Source organism: Photobacterium sp. ABD4_091 (genome assembly GCF_056160145.1).
Genome location: NZ_JBSWWQ010000001.1, coordinates 1456466 through 1472238, shown reverse-complemented (window position 1 = coordinate 1472238; position 15773 = coordinate 1456466). Strand labels below are relative to the sequence as shown.

14 protein-coding genes are annotated in these 15773 nt (G+C 55.4%); 6 read left to right on the top strand and 8 right to left on the bottom strand.

The genetic code is table 11. The features are described 5' to 3' along the window. Positions 1-165: 165 nt before the first annotated feature. Both nfuA and ACXAGQ_RS06845 read right to left on the bottom strand, forming a co-directional pair. Positions 166-744 carry a Fe-S biogenesis protein NfuA gene (nfuA, locus tag ACXAGQ_RS06850; protein WP_107298944.1) on the bottom strand — a complete coding sequence of 193 codons (579 nt, stop codon included), beginning with the start codon at positions 742-744 and terminating at the stop codon, positions 166-168. A gap of 87 nt (positions 745-831) precedes the next feature. Further along, positions 832-1563: a phosphoribosyltransferase family protein gene (locus tag ACXAGQ_RS06845; protein WP_475252767.1), complete on the bottom strand. Its 732-nt coding sequence runs from the start codon at positions 1561-1563 to the stop codon at positions 832-834. 36 nt (positions 1564-1599) lie between these two features. On the opposite strand from ACXAGQ_RS06845, the gene bioH reads away from it, so the two are divergent. The 3 genes from bioH (at position 1600) to ACXAGQ_RS06830 (ending at position 3378) form a co-directional block, all read left to right on the top strand. Beyond that, positions 1600-2364, top strand: coding sequence for a pimeloyl-ACP methyl ester esterase BioH (gene bioH / locus ACXAGQ_RS06840; RefSeq protein ID WP_475252765.1), 765 nt, complete (start codon positions 1600-1602; stop codon positions 2362-2364). A 119-nt stretch (positions 2365-2483) separates the two neighbouring features. After that, entirely contained in the window at positions 2484-2888 is a 405-nt protein-coding gene (locus ACXAGQ_RS06835; protein ID WP_475252763.1) for a hypothetical protein, read from the top strand. Between the two features lie 31 nt (positions 2889-2919). Beyond that, entirely contained in the window at positions 2920-3378 is a 459-nt protein-coding gene (locus ACXAGQ_RS06830) for an ATP-dependent Lon protease (RefSeq protein ID WP_475252761.1), read from the top strand. Positions 3379-3557: 179 nt separating this feature from the next. Here ACXAGQ_RS06830 and ACXAGQ_RS06825 read toward each other — a convergent pair whose 3' ends face one another. Then, a complete protein-coding gene (locus ACXAGQ_RS06825) occupies positions 3558-5894 on the bottom strand; it encodes a Tex family protein (protein WP_475252759.1) in 2337 nt (778 codons plus the stop codon). Positions 5895-6022: 128 nt separating this feature from the next. Beyond that, positions 6023-6493, bottom strand: coding sequence for a transcription elongation factor GreB (gene greB / locus ACXAGQ_RS06820; RefSeq protein WP_475252757.1), 471 nt, complete (start codon positions 6491-6493; stop codon positions 6023-6025). A 328-nt stretch (positions 6494-6821) separates the two neighbouring features. Between greB and ompR the strand changes: the two genes are divergently transcribed. The 3 genes from ompR (at position 6822) to ACXAGQ_RS06805 (ending at position 10346) form a co-directional block, all read left to right on the top strand. Next, positions 6822-7541 carry an osmolarity response regulator transcription factor OmpR gene (gene ompR / locus ACXAGQ_RS06815; RefSeq protein ID WP_039457175.1) on the top strand — a complete coding sequence of 240 codons (720 nt, stop codon included), beginning with the start codon at positions 6822-6824 and terminating at the stop codon, positions 7539-7541. 3 nt (positions 7542-7544) lie between these two features. After that, complete coding sequence (gene envZ, locus ACXAGQ_RS06810; protein WP_475252755.1) at positions 7545-8894, top strand: two-component system sensor histidine kinase EnvZ; 1350 nt, start codon at positions 7545-7547, stop codon at positions 8892-8894. Positions 8895-9032: 138 nt separating this feature from the next. Next, entirely contained in the window at positions 9033-10346 is a 1314-nt protein-coding gene (locus tag ACXAGQ_RS06805; RefSeq protein WP_475251427.1) for an IS4 family transposase, read from the top strand. Between the two features lie 74 nt (positions 10347-10420). Here the strand turns inward: ACXAGQ_RS06805 and recG are convergent, their stop codons facing one another. From recG to rpoZ, 4 genes are all read right to left on the bottom strand, one after another. Then, positions 10421-12502 (bottom strand): ATP-dependent DNA helicase RecG, encoded by a 2082-nt coding sequence (gene recG / locus ACXAGQ_RS06800; protein WP_475252753.1) that lies wholly within the window; start codon positions 12500-12502, stop codon positions 10421-10423. Between the two features lie 41 nt (positions 12503-12543). Continuing rightward, positions 12544-13257 (bottom strand): tRNA (guanosine(18)-2'-O)-methyltransferase TrmH, encoded by a 714-nt coding sequence (gene trmH, locus ACXAGQ_RS06795; protein WP_475252751.1) that lies wholly within the window; start codon positions 13255-13257, stop codon positions 12544-12546. Between the two features lie 76 nt (positions 13258-13333). Next, the gene (spoT, locus tag ACXAGQ_RS06790) at positions 13334-15436 is read right to left on the bottom strand and encodes a bifunctional GTP diphosphokinase/guanosine-3',5'-bis pyrophosphate 3'-pyrophosphohydrolase (RefSeq protein WP_475252749.1); all 2103 of its coding nucleotides are present in this window, start codon (positions 15434-15436) and stop codon (positions 13334-13336) included. A gap of 18 nt (positions 15437-15454) precedes the next feature. After that, entirely contained in the window at positions 15455-15730 is a 276-nt protein-coding gene (rpoZ, locus tag ACXAGQ_RS06785; protein WP_107349751.1) for a DNA-directed RNA polymerase subunit omega, read from the bottom strand. Between the last annotated feature and the right edge of the window lie 43 nt (positions 15731-15773).

Below are 15773 nucleotides of genomic sequence, written 5' to 3'. Positions count from 1 at the left end.
CCTGAAAACATAACTGTTCTAGCACGTTGATAGAACCGCTATCTTTTCAGATTCGAGAGCATACCAAGCGGGTTAACAGTTTTATCAACAGCACTATTTGTTTGGTATACAAAAAAGCGAGAGCCTTGGCTCTCGCTTTTTATGTGCTTGGCAGCAGTGGGCGTCTTAGTAGTAAGAGTGCTCACCACGGGCGTGCTCAGTCACATCGCGAACGCCAGTTAGCTCACCAGCAAACTGGGCTAGCAGCTCTTTTTCGATACCTTCTTTCAAGGTCACATCAACCATTGAACAGCCGTTACAACCGCCGCCGAACTGCAGGATAGCCACGCCATCTTCAGTGATTTCAGCCAGGGAAACATGGCCACCGTGGCCAGCTAGCTGTGGGTTAACCTGAGTTTGGATCACGTAGTCAACGCGTTCCATCAATGGTGCGTCATCAGATACTTTGCGTACCTTGGCATTTGGTGCCTTCAGCGTTAGCTGCGAGCCCATTTTGTCGGTAACAAAGTCAATCTCAGCATCTTCAAGGAAAGGTAAGCTTAGCTCATCAATGAAAGCAGAAAACAGTTCAAGTTTGATTTCGGTGTCACTGGCTTCCACTGCTTCCGGTGGACAGTAGGACACGCCGCACTCTGCATTTTGTGTTCCTGGGTTTACCACGAATACACGGATGTTAGTCCCTTCTGGCTGCTGGGCCAGAAGCTTGCCGAAGTGCTGTTGAGCATTCTCAGAAATAGTAATCATAGACACGACGTAATACCTGACTTATTTAGTAAGATTAATTCTATTCTACTCTTTGCTGCCCTTTCTATCACCCATTAATCGCAGCAACTATGATTTCGGCACGGATCTTGGCGGATTTTCTGCAGTTTTATCTGCCGGGGTAAAGCTCAGGCAGTATACATCTATCCGTTTTACACCTGCTTGTCGCAACAGTGTGGCGGCTTCTGCAACGGTCGAGCCGGTGGTGACGACATCATCGACAAGGGCAACATGGCTCGGCAACTTTTCACCTTTAAGTATAAATGCCTGCTCGAGGTTATGCTGGCGCTGCGCCTTGCTCAGGGTGTGCTGGGGTGGGGTGTAGCGCTGGCGTTTGAGTCGTCGGGTATCAAGCTGGCTTCCTGTCTGCCGGGCAACGGCCTGGGCTATGAGGCTGCTTTGGTTAAAGCCGCGTTGGAACAGGCGCAGGGGGTGCAAAGGGATAGGTAGCAGCAAGGGGGCGGGTTCATCGATCTGTTGTGCCATGAGTTCGCCAAGCGGTTGGGCCAACCAGAATTTACGCTGGAATTTCAGCTGGTGGATCAGGTGGCGCAGGGGGAACTGGTATTCCCCTAGGCGGTAGAAGCGCTGCCAGGGCCTAGGAGCTGTCAGGCATTGGCCGCAATGGTCAGCATCTGCTGCTAGTGTATTGCCGCAGTGGCGGCAATACGGTCGGCAGGGAAAGCGGGCAAGACAGTGGCTGCACCACAGTGGATGGGAGCCGTTAGCGGGCAGGTGGCATAACGGGCAGCGGTGGTAGCGGCGCAGAAAGTTGGTGAATTGGTCAAATAGCGATACCATCCGTGTTATCCCTGGTGGCAAATATAGGAAATATAGATGACAGCTGAGCTTCACTGGCAAACGCAAGGACAAGGTTCCGATCTACTTCTCATTCATGGCTGGGGAATGAACGGTGCCGTGTGGCAGCAGGTAGTGCCTGTGCTGGCACAGCACTACCGGGTGCACGTGGTGGATCTGCCGGGTTACGGCCACAGCCAACACCTCCCGGCTGCCGATGTTGATGAGATGGCCCGCCAATTATTGGCGCAGGCACCGGAGCAGGCAATTTGGCTTGGCTGGTCTCTGGGCGGTTTGGTGGCTAAGTCTGCCGCTCTGCAGGCGCCGGACAGGGTGAAACAACTCGTCACGGTGGCTAGCTCTCCTTGCTTTGCCGCGGAAAAAGATTGGCGTGGGATCAAACCGGCAGTGCTGGATGACTTTCGCAGCCAGCTTGATTCGGATTTCAGGGCGACTATCGAACGGTTTATGGCTTTGCAGGCGATGGGAAGTAGGACCGCCCGTCAGGATATCCGCCAGCTCAAGGAAGCTGTGTTATCCCGTCCCGAGCCAAATCCTGATGCGCTGGCCCTCGGGCTAGATATGCTAGGTCAGGTTGATTTACGCCCATTGCTAGCGACGATTTCCCAGCCTTGGCTGCGGTTGTATGGCCGGTTGGATGGCTTGGTGCCAGCCAAGGTTGCCCGCGAGCTTGATAAGCTTGCCCCGCAGTCGCAGCAACATGTGTTTGCAGGCGCTTCCCATGCACCGTTTATCTCCCATCCTGATGAATTTATCGATACGCTAAAAGCCTTTACGGGTTAATATGGGGATCTGCTGGTGAAACGCTGGCGCGAGAGCACGCGGCCTAAACTTATTCTGCTTTAGGCCGATAGCAATATTGAGACGTGAATTTCAATGCTAGGCGGAGAGGGAATATCAATATGACAGTTGGCACTATTAATCATTCGGCGACATACACCCCGGCGAGCTTGCAGCCTGCGGCAGCAAAGGCGGCTAGCCAATCAAATGATACGCCAGCAACTCAAACCCCAGCAGCTCAAATTCCAGCAACTCACGCCTCGACAGTGGAGACCAAGGTCTCCATCTCCGACGAAGCGCGCAAGCTCCAGGCTGATTATCGCGCGGCGCAGAATACCAAAACCCAGGGCGCCAAAGCCCCGGAAACAGAAAAAGACATGGGCGATAAGGCGGAAGCCTTTGCCTATGGCGCGCTGGGTATGGATCATCCGGAAGATGTGAAAGCCAACAGCGATGGTTTTTATAATGCAGGGCAGTGGCTGGCAGCAGCAGGCACAGTTGCGACCGTACTGCTCGCCGTTGCCTAATTTAGACAATTTGTAGGAGAGAGGCGCCAACATGCTTGTCACTCCCGTACAGGTGGGCGCACCAGCCGTGGCCCCGACGATAAACCCGCCCACCGAGCAGACGGCGCGGGATAATCGTGTACGTGAGAAAATTGTCCCTACCACTGAAATGCAGTCTTCAGCCCAGGAGCGTGCCCTGAGCAGCGAAGAGAAACAGCTCAAGAAACCTTCCTGGGACCCGTCCGAACACCCCGATTACCAGCAAGCTGTTGAAGAGAAGCATTACGGCTACCAGGAATCGATGGAGATGCTGGTCAAGGCACTGTCAGCCGAAAGCTATATGGCAGATGTCAGCGATCTCGGTTATTCCATGCACATCAAACTCCCGCGCGAGCTGCTCGAGGCGCTGGAGCAAATCAGCCAGTCGGAGCGCACCAAGGGTGTCGTTGCCCACAAGTATGCCCAGGCCACCGTGCCCAACCCGCCAACGGAGTATTTGGTGGTGTTGTAAACGGGCTGAAAGCCCTTAGGCTCTGGGAAGAGCGGGAACTGGGCCCTTGGAAAAGCAAGAAATGGACAAATTGTCACTAGAGAGCAATGACCTAAATGGTCTTGCAGAACCTAGAACCGAAAAACAAAAAGAGCCGGCATTAACGCCAGCTCTTTTTTGTTTAACAGGTTATCAACGCTTTACTTCTTCTTCGCGTTGGCAAACGCGGCGGCAAAGGCGCCACCCATCGCGCTGTTGCCGTTGCCCGACTGGCGGTCTTGGCGCTGACGCGGTTGCTGGTTGCGCTGGTTACCCTGAGGGCGGTTTTGCTGCGGCTTGCGGGCAGGCTTGTTGTCCTGGCCTGGCTCGTCGCTAAGGCGCATCGACATCCCGATACGGTTACGCTGCAGATCTACTTCCATCACCTTGACCTTGACGATATCACCTGCCTTGACCACTTCGCGTGGGTCGGAGACGAACTTGTCCGACAGGGCAGAGATATGCACCAGGCCGTCCTGGTGGACACCGACATCGACGAAGGCACCGAAGTTGGTGACGTTGGTGATCACCCCTTCAAGCACCATGCCCGGAATCAAATCTTTGACCTCGTTAACCCCTTCGGCGAAGGTCGCCGTCTTGAACTCCGGTCGCGGGTCGCGGCCCGGTTTGTCGAGCTCGCTGATGATATCGGTTACCGTCGGCAGGCCGAATTTCTCATCGGTATATTCCGCGGCCTTGATGCTGCGCAGGAACTCGGTGTTGCCGATGATAGCATCGAGCGCCTTGTCGTTGGCTGCGGCGATGTTCTTGACGACGGCGTAGGATTCCGGGTGGACCGCCGAACTATCAAGCGGGTTCTTGCCGCCCATGATACGCAGGAAACCGGCACACTGCTCGAATGCCTTTGGCCCGAGGCGGGCAACTTTCTTCAGAGTGGTACGGCTGTCGAAGCGGCCGTTCTCATCACGGTAGTTCACGATGTTCTGGGCGATGGTGCCGTTCAGGCCCGCTACTCGGGTTAGCAGCGCAGGAGAGGCGGTATTGACATCAACTCCGACGGCGTTTACACAGTCCTCGACCACGGCATCCAGGCGCTTGGCTAGCATGCTCTGGCTGACGTCGTGCTGGTACTGGCCCACACCGATCGATTTCGGGTCGATCTTCACTAGCTCTGCCAGTGGGTCTTGCAGGCGGCGGCCAATAGAGACAGCGCCGCGCAGCGACACATCCAGCTGCGGGAATTCGTTGGCAGCCAATTCTGACGCCGAGTAAACCGATGCGCCTGCTTCGCTGACCATCACGCTCTGGATCTTGAGATTATTGTCTTTGAGCAGGGTGGCAACAAAGCTGTCTGTTTCACGTGAAGCAGTACCGTTACCTATCGCTATCAAATCAACGTTGTGCTTGTTCAGCAGAGCCAGCAAGGTGGCTTCGGCTTCTGCCACGCGGGCACGGGCGGTGTGCGGGTAGATAGTAGCAGTATCGAGCAGCTTGCCGGTTGCATCGACAACCGCGACTTTACAGCCGGTACGCAGGCCCGGGTCAAGGGCCAGCGTGACGCGCGGGCCCGCCGGGGCGGCCATCAGCAAATCTTTCAGGTTATCGGCAAACACCTGCATCGCGCCGTCTTCGGCTTTTTCCTTCAGTGCTGCCATTAGCTCGGTTTCCAGATGCATGGCAATCTTGATGCGCCATGCCCAGCTGATCACTTGCTTGCGCCAGGTATCAGCGGCCTGGGTGCCGAGCTTCACACCAAGGTGGTCGGCAATCATCACTTCGCAGTAGGAGCCACGCACGCCTTCATCCTGGTTAGGATCGGCGTTAAGGCTGATCTGCAAAAAGCCTTCGTTGCGGCCGCGGAACAAGGCCAAAGCGCGGTGGGAAGGAATATTCTTGAAGACTTCGTTGTACTCGAAGTAGTCCTTGAATTTGGCGCCTTCCTGCTCCTTGCCTTCAACCACGCGTGAGGTCAGTTCGGCCTGGGACAGTAAGTGGCGGCGGATTTTCTCCAGCAGCGACGCATCTTCGGCAAAACGCTCCATCAAGATAGCGCGGGCACCGTCGAGCACGGCTTTGGTGTCGGCAAAGCCTTTGTCGCTATCGACGTAAGCCGCGGCGCTGTCTTCCGGCGTTTGGCTCGGGTCGTTCCACAGTGAGTCGGCCAGTGGTTCAATGCCTGCTTCAATAGCGATCTGGCCTTTGGTGCGGCGCTTGGGCTTGTAAGGCAGGTAGAGATCTTCAAGGCGGGTCTTGCTGTCGGCACCCGCGATGGCCGCTTCGAGCTCGGCCGTTAATTTGCCCTGCTCGGTAATGGATTTGATGATCACCTGGCGGCGGTCTTCGAGCTCGCGCAGGTAGCCGAGGCGAGATTCCAGGTTGCGGAGCTGGGTGTCATCCAGCCCACCAGTGACTTCCTTACGATAACGGGCCACGAAAGGCACGGTGTTACCATCATCGAGCAAAGTGATTGCGGCTGTGACTTGTTCCTGGCGAACATTCAGCTCAGTGGCAATCATCTGGTTGATCGTATTGCTCATCCGTTCATTTCTCTTGTTGTCTGGTATAGGCCCATTTTACGGGCGATTGGTATGCAGGCAAGGCATCGCGTGTTAGCGGACTGTCAGTAACTGACGGCGCTTTCACACCTTGGGGCTAAAGCCTCGCTTTATTGATAGCGAATGCTGTTGACGAACCACTCTTTCTTGCCAGCAGGTGTATTGACCTCGACGTCGTCATCGACTTCTTTTTTCAGCAGCGCCCGGGCCATCGGCGAGTCAATCGAGATGTAGTCGTTACGGCCGTAGATTTCATCCGGGCCGACAATGCGGAAGGATTTGGTTTCGCCGTCGTCGTTCTCGATTTCGACCCAGGCACCGAAGAACACCTTGCCATCTTGCTGGGGAGAGTAATCGACGACCTGTACCTGCTCGAGCCGTTTGCGCAGGTAGCGGACCCGGCGGTCGATTTCGCGCAGGCGTTTTTTGTTGTACTGGTAGTCGGCGTTTTCTGAGCGATCGCCGAGGCTGGCTGCCCAAGTCACCTTCTTGGTGACTTCGGGGCGCTCTTCCCTCCATAGGAAATCGAGCTCGTTTTTCAGTTTGTCATAGCCCTCGCGGGTAATGAGGTTGGTTTTCATCGCAGGATCCGGTTTCTATCGGGTTGCTGGAAGCTGAATGTCTCTGTTGCTGCCAATAGTCGTTCGGCACGAGGCACAGATCAAGTCTCAACCACTCAGAATGCGTATTGTTTTGGATAGTTCCTTGAATTTAGGTTAGTTTAAAGGGTAGGTAAACAAAGAATGTTGTCACACTCGCAGAGGGAAGCCAGGCGAAAACGGGCTATGCTGACATAAACGGTAACAATTTAGTGGTTATTTTAGCGGCAAATTTCAGCTAACCGCTGGGAACGTCGAGTAAAATACGCCCAAAGCACGATAACCTCAGTCGATGCAAGTAAGGTGAGATATGCAGGAAAATTATAAGATTCTAGTTGTTGATGATGACATGCGCCTGCGTGCGCTGCTGGAGCGTTACCTGTCTGAGCAGGGCTTCCAGGTGCGTAGCGTGGCCAACGGTGAGCAAATGGACCGCTTATTGTCCCGTGAAACCTTCCACCTGATGGTATTGGATTTGATGCTGCCGGGCGAAGATGGCTTGTCGATTTGCCGCCGCTTGCGTAATGCCAACAACATGCTGCCAATCCTGATGCTGACCGCCAAGGGTGACGAAGTAGACCGTATTGTTGGCTTGGAAGTCGGTGCTGACGACTACCTGCCTAAGCCATTCAACCCGCGTGAGCTGCTGGCACGTATCCGTGCTGTACTACGCCGCCAGACGGTGGAAGCGCCGGGTGCACCGAGTGTCGACAGCAAGATCATCGAGTTCGGCGAATTCCGCCTGAACCTGGGTACCCGCGAAATGTTCCGTGGCGAAGAGTCGATGCCACTGACATCGGGTGAATTTGCGGTATTGAAGGCACTGGTAACCAATGCCCGCGAACCAATGTCCCGCGACAAGCTGATGAACATGGCCCGTGGCCGTGAATACTCGGCGATGGAGCGTTCGATTGACGTTCAGATCTCCCGCCTGCGCCGGATGATCGAAGAAGACCCTAGCCGCCCACGCTACATCCAGACCGTATGGGGACTGGGCTACGTATTCGTACCGGACGGCAGCGAGGCGTAAGCCATGCGACTGTCACCACGCAGTACCTTTACCCGGACTCTGATCCTTCTGGCTGGCTTGCTGATAGCCAGCCAGATTTTTTCCTACTTGGCTGTCCTCAACTACGCTTTGCTGCCAAGCTTGCAGCAGTTCAACCGGATCCTCGCCTACGAGGTACGTTTGATGCTCAAGGAAGATGTTGAGCTCGCCGACGGTAACACCTTCCATCTTGATACTCCGCTGAGACGCCAGTTGCTCGAGCAGCTCGGGGTAACCCTGCATGCCGAGGACGGGAGTGATCCTGACCACGATGATGAGCTGCAGGAGTTCGCCAAAGCCACGGTGATTGAATACCTCAGCGAGGAGATGACCCAAGAGCTTGAGTCGCCAACCGAGGTGCGTTTGGTGCTGGGGGCCGACAGCTATGTGCTATGGCTCAGGAGTGAATCGATACCCGGTTTCCTGATGCGGATCCCGTTGTCTGAATTGCAGGAAGACGACTTCTCGCCGCTGTTCCACTACAGCCTGATTATCGCCTTTATGGTGATAGCCGGCGGCTGGTTGTTTATCCGGATCCAGAACCGCCCGCTGGTGGCACTGGAGCAAGCGGCCTTGCAGGTGGCGAAGGGAGAAACACCACCGGTATTGCCTGAACGTGGTGCGTCGGAAATTCGTGCGGTGACCAAGGCATTCAACCGGATGTCGGCGGGGATCAAGCAGCTCGAAGATGACCGCGCCCTGCTGATGGCCGGTGTCAGCCATGATTTGCGTACACCTCTGACCCGCATTCGCCTGGCAACCGAAATGATGTCGCCGGAAGATAGCTATTTGGCCGAGAGCATGATCAACGATACCGAAGAGTGTAACGAGATCATCAGCCAATTCATGGACTACCTGAAGTCGACCAAGAAGCAGGCGGAAGAAGAGCTTGAGCTCAACTATTTGCTGGAAGAGGTAGCTGAAGCCGAAGGTGGATACGAGCGCCAGATCGAGCTGGAGCTGGCGGATATCCCTGGTGTGATTATCGGCAACGGTGTTTCCATCAAGCGCTCTATCACCAACTTGGTGGTCAACGCCCAGCGCTATGGCAATGGCCTGGTCAAGATGTCCAGCGGTACCGCTGCAGACCGCAAGAGTGCCTGGTTCTGTGTCGAGGATGATGGCCCGGGTATCGACCCTGATCAGGTGGCGAGGATGTTCCAGCCGCTGACTCGCGGGGATACTGCCCGCGGTACTGATACCGAAGGTACCGGCTTGGGGCTGGCAATCGTCAAACGTATCATCGACCAGCATGAAGGGGTGATCCAAGTGTCCAACCGCCGTGAAGGTGGCCTTCGGGTACAGATCAGCTTGCCGCTGCATGCCAAGAAATAGCTTCTGAGCAAGCTTCTCCAATGATAAAAAAAGCGAGGCTGATGCCTTAATGCCGATCAGTTAAGCCTAAAATGATCGGTTGAACGATCCTTGGAGCATGTCAAAATCCGTGTGTATTCAATGCACTCGGATTTTTTTATGTTTCTCAGACAAGCACTCAATACTGTTCATAACTTCTCAACCGAACAGCTTTCAGGACTATCCGATCTTCTCTCTCCAGAAATGATTGATGAATGCCTCAAAGATACTGGTATCGCTACTATCAGAAAACGCCGTTTACCGATGGAGATGATGGTATGGAGTGTTGTCGGTATGTCTTTATATCGGCACTTATCTATGGAAAAAGTTGTCTCTCAACTCGATATTCTCCTTCCGGGTAAAAAGCCTTTTGTCGCACCGAGTGCGGTTATCCAAGCGAGAAAACGTCTGGGTTCAAATGTAGTCAAAGCGGTGTTTAACAAGACCCAGAAGTTATGGCATGCGAAAACGCCCCACCCAGATTGGCACGGCTTAACATTACACGCTGTCGATGGTGTTGTTTGGCGCACTCCTGAGACACCAGATAATGACCAGCACTTTGGTCGCACAGGAAATAAAACAACCATATCGGACTACCCGCAAGTTCGTATGGTCTGCCATATGGAACTCACCAGCCATTTACTGACAAGTGCCGCTTTCGACTCAGTATCAAGCAGTGAGATCGATTTAACCACTCAGCTTGTCGACCGTTCTCCGTCAAACAGCCTAACCATTTTTGACCGAGGCTTTTATGCTCTTGGTCTACTTCACCGTTGGCGAAGCAGTGGAGATGAGAAGCATTGGTTAATCCCGCTTCGTAAAGGAGCTCAATACACGACAGTAGCCAAGTTAGGGCGTGGGCAAGAACTTGTTGAACTCAAGTTATCACCTCAAGCCAGAAAGAAATGGTCGGATGCGCCGGAAACACTGCAAGCGCGGCTCATCACGAAGAACATCAAGGGTAAAGAAGTTCGCTTGCTTACATCAATGACAGACCCATTAAGATACCCGGGCGCAGACATCGCAGAGCTATACAGCCACCGTTGGGAAATAGAGCTAGGTTACAGAGAAATGAAGCAATACATGCTCCAAAATAACCTTACCTTAAGAAGCAAAACACCAGAACTAGTGACCCAAGAACTATGGGGAATGCTACTCGCTTACAACCTATTAAGGTTTTTGATGTGCCAAATGGCCTATGACCAGAAGAGCGTCATGCCATACCAAATCGGGTTCAAACAAGCCTCTTTGTTCCTAGTAGGCCAGCTTCAATTACTGCCCGCGGTGGCTCCTGGCAGAATCCCGGAGGTGATGAATTACATATTAGATATGGCAGAAAGTTTTACGCTGCCGGAGAGAAGGGAAAGAAGCTACCCAAGAGCAGTAAAGAAAAGGCCTAGCCGCTATACGACCAGGCCCCCAAAAAGGCGTTAAGTTATCTTAACTTACATGCATTAAGGCTGATGCCTCGCTTTTTTATTGCCTGCTTTCAGGGATTGGCCCTGTTTTTAAGCATTAGAATAGTTCTCCCGCTGGCCGAGCCAGCGGTCGATGATGGCCTTGGCGTTGTCCGGGTAGTTGTCGTGCAGGTAGCGGGCCAGCTTCTGGACTTGCGGGATCAGGTGCTGGTCACGGACCAGATCGGCAACCTTGAATTCGGCAATACCGGTCTGCTTGGTGCCCAGCAGTTCGCCGGGGCCGCGGATTTCCAAATCACGCTGGGCAATGACAAAGCCATCACTGCTCTCGCGCAGTACCCCGAGGCGTTTCTGCGCAGTTTTCGATAGCGGTGCATGGTAGAGCAGTACACAGTGGCTGGCGACGCTGCCCCGGCCAACCCGGCCGCGTAACTGGTGCAGCTGGGCCAGGCCGAGCCGCTCTGGGTTTTCGATCACCATCAAACTTGAGTTGGGTACGTCAACACCGACTTCGATGACGGTGGTGGCAACCAGCAGGTGCAACTCTCCATCTTTGAAGCGCTTCATCACTTCTTGTTTTTCAGCTGGCTTCATCCGGCCGTGAACCAGCCCGATATTAAGCTCCGGAAGCTGGGCGGTCAGCTCGTCGGCGGTATCGGAGGCAGCCTGTGCCTCCAGTACTTCAGACTCATCAATCAAGGTACAGACCCAATAGGCCTGGCGTCCTTCATTGAGGCAGGCCGAGCGGATGCGCTCGATGATTTCCTGGCGGCGCGAGTCGGGCAGGGCGACGGTTTGGATCGGGGTTCGGCCCGGTGGCAGCTCATCGATGACCGAGGTTTCCAGATCGGCATAAGCGGTCATTGCCAGGGTACGCGGGATCGGGGTGGCGGTCATGATCAGCTGGTGCGGGTAGCAGCCACCGTTGGCGCCTTTTTCGCGCAGCTCAAGGCGCTGGTGAACACCAAAGCGGTGCTGCTCGTCAATAATCACCAAAGCGAGGTTATCGAATACAACCTGCTCCTGGAACAGGGCATGGGTACCGACTACCATCTTGGCTTCGCCGCTTTCGATGCGTGCGAGCTCCTTGTCGCGGGCTTTGCCCTTGAGCTTGCCGGCCAGCCAGCCGACCTCAATCCCCAGCGGGTTGAGCCAGGCGGCGAAGTTGATGGCGTGCTGCTCGGCCAGCAGCTCGGTTGGCGCCATTAGCGCGACCTGGTAGCCATGTTCGATGGCACGCAGGGCAGCAAGTGCCGCGACGAGGGTTTTGCCCGACCCGACATCGCCCTGGACCAGGCGCATCATCGGGTGGGGTACGGCAAGGTCACGCTCTATATCGGCTACCACCCGCTGCTGGGCACCGGTCGGGCTAAATGGCAGGCTGGCCAACAGTTTGTCTTTGAGCGTATTGCTCGCGGCAAGCGGCCAGGCAGCATGGCGCTGGCTTTTGTGGCGTACTGCCAGCATCGACAGGTTCTGTGCCAGCAATTCTTCGAGGATCAGGCGTTGCTGGGCCGGATGCTTGCCTTCCTCGAGCTGGTCGAGGGAAACATCCGGTGTCGGCCGGTGCATCATATGCAGGGCCTGCGACAAGGTCATCTGGCGGTCGTACAAGCCTTCGGGCAGCAGCTCGCGCACCGCCGACCTGTCGAGCAGGCGCATGGCCTGGTCGGTCAGGTTGCGCAGGGTCAGCTGGCGCAGGCCGTCGGTGGTCGGGTAAACCGGTGTCAGGGTTTCCTCGGTGCTAAGCTCGGTCGGCTCAGAGAAGACTTTGTAGTCGGGGTGGATGATCTCCAGCCCGTACTTGCCGCGCTTGATTTCGCCATAGGCTTTGACCTGTTTGCCTTCACTGAGGCTGTTCTTCATCGCAGCATTGAAGTTGAAAAAACGCAGGGTAGCACTACCACTCTGGTCGCTGATCTTGACGGTCAGCATCCGGCGTTTGCCGAAAGTGATATTGCTGCTCAGCACTTCGCCTTGAACAGTGAGGTGCTGGCCCGCCATGGCACTGGCAATCGGCCAGATCCGGGTGCGGTCTTCGTAGCGGAGCGGCAGGTGGAAGAGCAGGTCCTGCACCGTATGCAGGCCGATTTTTTCCAGTTTTTCTGCCATTTTGGCACCAACACCCGACAGTTCGGTCAGGGCTATAGTATCGAGAAGTTGTCCGCTCATTACTACTCCATTATGGCCACATCCGTTATGGCTACATCCGTTTAAGGTAAGGTCTTTTTCTTTTTCGGCTCGGTCGCCTGCATGATGCTCCACCACTGTTCGTCAGCAGCGATCTGGCCGTGCTCGTCCAGCGGCGGGTAAGGCAGCCCCTTGCGGCGGGCAACTTTTGCCAGCACCGGGTGGCCGCGCTCGAACAGGATGCGGTGAACCACCTCGTCCGGCAGCAGGGTTTTCTCCCGGCTGTACATACCGGCGTTCTGGCGCTGGCGCTGTGCTTCGTACAGGATCAGGGCGCTGGCGACTGAGACATTCAATGACTGTACCATACCTACCATCGGGATGATGATATCCTGATCCGCCATCGACAGAGCTTCAGCGGTGATCCCGTTTTTCTCGCCGCCTAGGATAACCGCAGTCGGCTTGGTGTAATCCACCTCACGAAAATCAATCGCGGTGTCCGACAGGTTGGTGGCCAGTACCTGCATGCCCTGTGCCTTGAGGGTGCCGACCGCATTGACCATCGAGTCGTGGGTTTCCAGCTCAACCCAGTTGCGGGCGCCTGCCGAAGTGTTGCCCAGCATCCGCATACCGCTGCTTGGCCAGACGGCATGGACCTTGTGGATCCCGACGGCATCGGCGGTGCGGACAATGGCCGAGACGTTATTGGGCTTGTGGACTTCTTCCATGCACACCGTCAAGTCTGTCTGGCGGGTGGCAAGGACCTCATGGATACGTTGGAAGCGTTCTGGGCTCATGTTCTGTTACCTAAAGAAAACGCCCGCGAGCGGGCGTTTTGTATTCTGTGACGAACCAGTTTGATACTGGCGCGGTTTAGTTTTTCTGGCGAGAAACACGCACCACGTTGGGCATTACCCGGATCCGGCGCATGATATCGGCCAGGTGGATACGTCCCTTGGTGGTCAGGCGCACGGTAATGGTATACAGGCGGCCGTCTTTCTCTTCCGTTGCCAGCCCCTGGATATTCGACCCGGTAGCGGCAATGGTATTGGTCAAGTCTGCCAGTGCACCCTGGTGGTTCTGCATGTCTACCTTGAGTGAAGTGACGAATTCTTGCTCGAAGTCCTCGCTCCATTCTACCGCCATGTACTTGTCCGGCTCTTTTTGGTAGCCGCGGATGTTGGCACATTCTTCACGGTGAATAACCAGGCCTTTACCCGGGCTGACATGGGCCATGATTGGGTCACCGTGGATAGGGTGGCAGCAGTTGGCAAAGGTCAGAAGAATACCGTCGGCACCGCGAATAGGCAGGCGCTGGTCGGACTCCTTCGGCGTCAGTTCATCGGCACTGCCAAGCAGGCGGCGGGCAATCACTACACTCATCAGTTCACCGAGGCCAATCTCGGCCAGCAGTTCTTCGAGGCTGGTCAGACGCAGGTCAGTCAATACCTGCTGCAGGTTACCTTCATCGATCTGGTCGATGTTGATAGCCCCCAGGGCATGGTTGAGCAGGCGGCGGCCAAGGGTGATCGACTCTTCGCGACGCATGGTCTTGAGCACTTGTCTGATCTTGGTGCGGGCGCGGGAGGTCACCACGTAGTTGAGCCATGCCGCGTTCGGGCGGGCACCCGGCGCACTGATGATCTCAATGGTCTGACCGTTTTTCAGCGGCTTGCTCAGCGGATAAGGCTGGCGCTCGACCCGGGCTCCGACGCAGGCGTTGCCGACATCGGTATGTACGGCATAGGCAAAGTCGACCGCGGTAGCACCGACAGGGAGCTCGACAATCCGGCCCTTCGGTGTGAAGACATAGATTTCATCTGGGAACAGATCGGACTTAACATTCTCGATGAACTCGAACGAGCTACCGGCGCTCTGCTGCAGCTCAAGCAGGCTCTGCATCCAGCGCTGGGCCTTGACCTGCGCGGTGGTGCCTGAGCTTTCGCCATCTTTGTAGGCCCAGTGGGCCGCAACCCCTTTGTCAGCCATCTGATCCATATCTTCGGTACGGATTTGGACTTCGACGGGCACCCCATGCGGGCCGACCAGCGAGGTATGCAGCGACTGGTAGCCATTGGCCTTCGGGATAGCGATGTAGTCTTTCATCCGGCTCGGGCGGGGCTTGTACAGGTTATGGACCTGTCCCAGAACGCGGTAGCAGGTATCCAGATCCTTGACCAGCACGCGGAAAGCGTAGATGTCCATGATCGAGTGGAAGCGCTGCTCCTTGTTCTTCATCTTGTTGTAGATGGAGTACAGGTTCTTCTCGCGGCCTTGTACCGTGCCTTCGATCCCCGCGTCTTTGAGGCGGCCCTCAATTTCGGCGTGGATCTTGTTAATCATTTCTTTACGGTTACCCCTCGCGGCAGCCACCACTTCCTTCAACACACGGTAACGGTTTGGATACAGGGCTTCGAAACCCAGCTCTTCCAGTTCGGTTTTGATGTTGTGGATACCCAGGCGGTGCGCCAGCGGAGAGAATATCTCCAGCGTTTCGCGGGCAATACGGCGGCGCTTGTCCGGACGCAGGGCACCCAGGGTGCGCATATTGTGCGTGCGGTCGGCCAGCTTGATGAGGATAACGCGGATGTCATGGGCCATGGCCATGATCATCTTGCGGAAGTTCTCGGCTTGCGCTTCTTTGCGGTCGCGGAACTTCAGCTTGTCCAGTTTGGAGACTCCATCTACCAGCTCAGCCACGGTAGAGCCAAAGCGACTGTCGAGATCGTCTTTGGTGACCTCGGTATCTTCGATGACATCGTGGAGGAGGGCTGCCATTAAGGTTTCGTAGTCAAGGCGCATTTCGGCCAGGATACGGGCAACGGCAATGGGGTGGATGATGTAAGGTTCGCCACTGGAGCGGGTCTGCCCTTCGTGGGCATCGCGCGCAACGAGATAGGCCTGCCTGAGTGCCTCTATTTGGGGCTCAGGCAGGTATTCGATCGCGACTTCTTTCAGGCTATCAAAAAGATACAATTCGCCCGGTTCCCTGAATTAACGGTTGTCGCCGGCAATAGCGCTAACAGCTGCTAGCTCTGCTGCTTCTTGCTCTTGAAGTTCCTGACGCTCGCGAGCATCTAGGATATCTTTGGTGATCAGGCCTTCTTCGATTTCACGAAGCGCGATCACTGTGTACTTGTCGTTTTCTTCTGGAACCAGTGGATCCTTACCGCCAGTTTGCATCTGACGAGCGCGGCGTGAAGCAATTTGGATTAGATCGAAACGGTTGCCAATTTTATCAACAGCGTCTTGAACGGTTACGCGTGCCATGGAGGACTCCAGTGGTTATATAAATAAAGATGGAAAATTGTAC

Bases quoted from the DNA above. Each gene is read 5' to 3' on its own strand.
- nfuA (WP_107298944.1), bottom strand. From the start codon at position 744: ATGATTACTATTTCTGAGAATGCTCAACAGCACTTCGGCAAGCTTCTG.
- ACXAGQ_RS06845 (WP_475252767.1), bottom strand. From the start codon at position 1,563: ATGGTATCGCTATTTGACCAATTCACCAACTTTCTGCGCCGCTACCAC.
- bioH (WP_475252765.1), top strand. From the start codon at position 1,600: ATGACAGCTGAGCTTCACTGGCAAACGCAAGGACAAGGTTCCGATCTA.
- ACXAGQ_RS06835 (WP_475252763.1), top strand. From the start codon at position 2,484: ATGACAGTTGGCACTATTAATCATTCGGCGACATACACCCCGGCGAGC.
- ACXAGQ_RS06830 (WP_475252761.1), top strand. From the start codon at position 2,920: ATGCTTGTCACTCCCGTACAGGTGGGCGCACCAGCCGTGGCCCCGACG.
- ACXAGQ_RS06825 (WP_475252759.1), bottom strand. From the start codon at position 5,894: ATGAGCAATACGATCAACCAGATGATTGCCACTGAGCTGAATGTTCGC.
- greB (WP_475252757.1), bottom strand. From the start codon at position 6,493: ATGAAAACCAACCTCATTACCCGCGAGGGCTATGACAAACTGAAAAAC.
- ompR (WP_039457175.1), top strand. From the start codon at position 6,822: ATGCAGGAAAATTATAAGATTCTAGTTGTTGATGATGACATGCGCCTG.
- envZ (WP_475252755.1), top strand. From the start codon at position 7,545: ATGCGACTGTCACCACGCAGTACCTTTACCCGGACTCTGATCCTTCTG.
- ACXAGQ_RS06805 (WP_475251427.1), top strand. From the start codon at position 9,033: ATGTTTCTCAGACAAGCACTCAATACTGTTCATAACTTCTCAACCGAA.
- recG (WP_475252753.1), bottom strand. From the start codon at position 12,502: ATGAGCGGACAACTTCTCGATACTATAGCCCTGACCGAACTGTCGGGT.
- trmH (WP_475252751.1), bottom strand. From the start codon at position 13,257: ATGAGCCCAGAACGCTTCCAACGTATCCATGAGGTCCTTGCCACCCGC.
- rpoZ (WP_107349751.1), bottom strand. From the start codon at position 15,730: ATGGCACGCGTAACCGTTCAAGACGCTGTTGATAAAATTGGCAACCGT.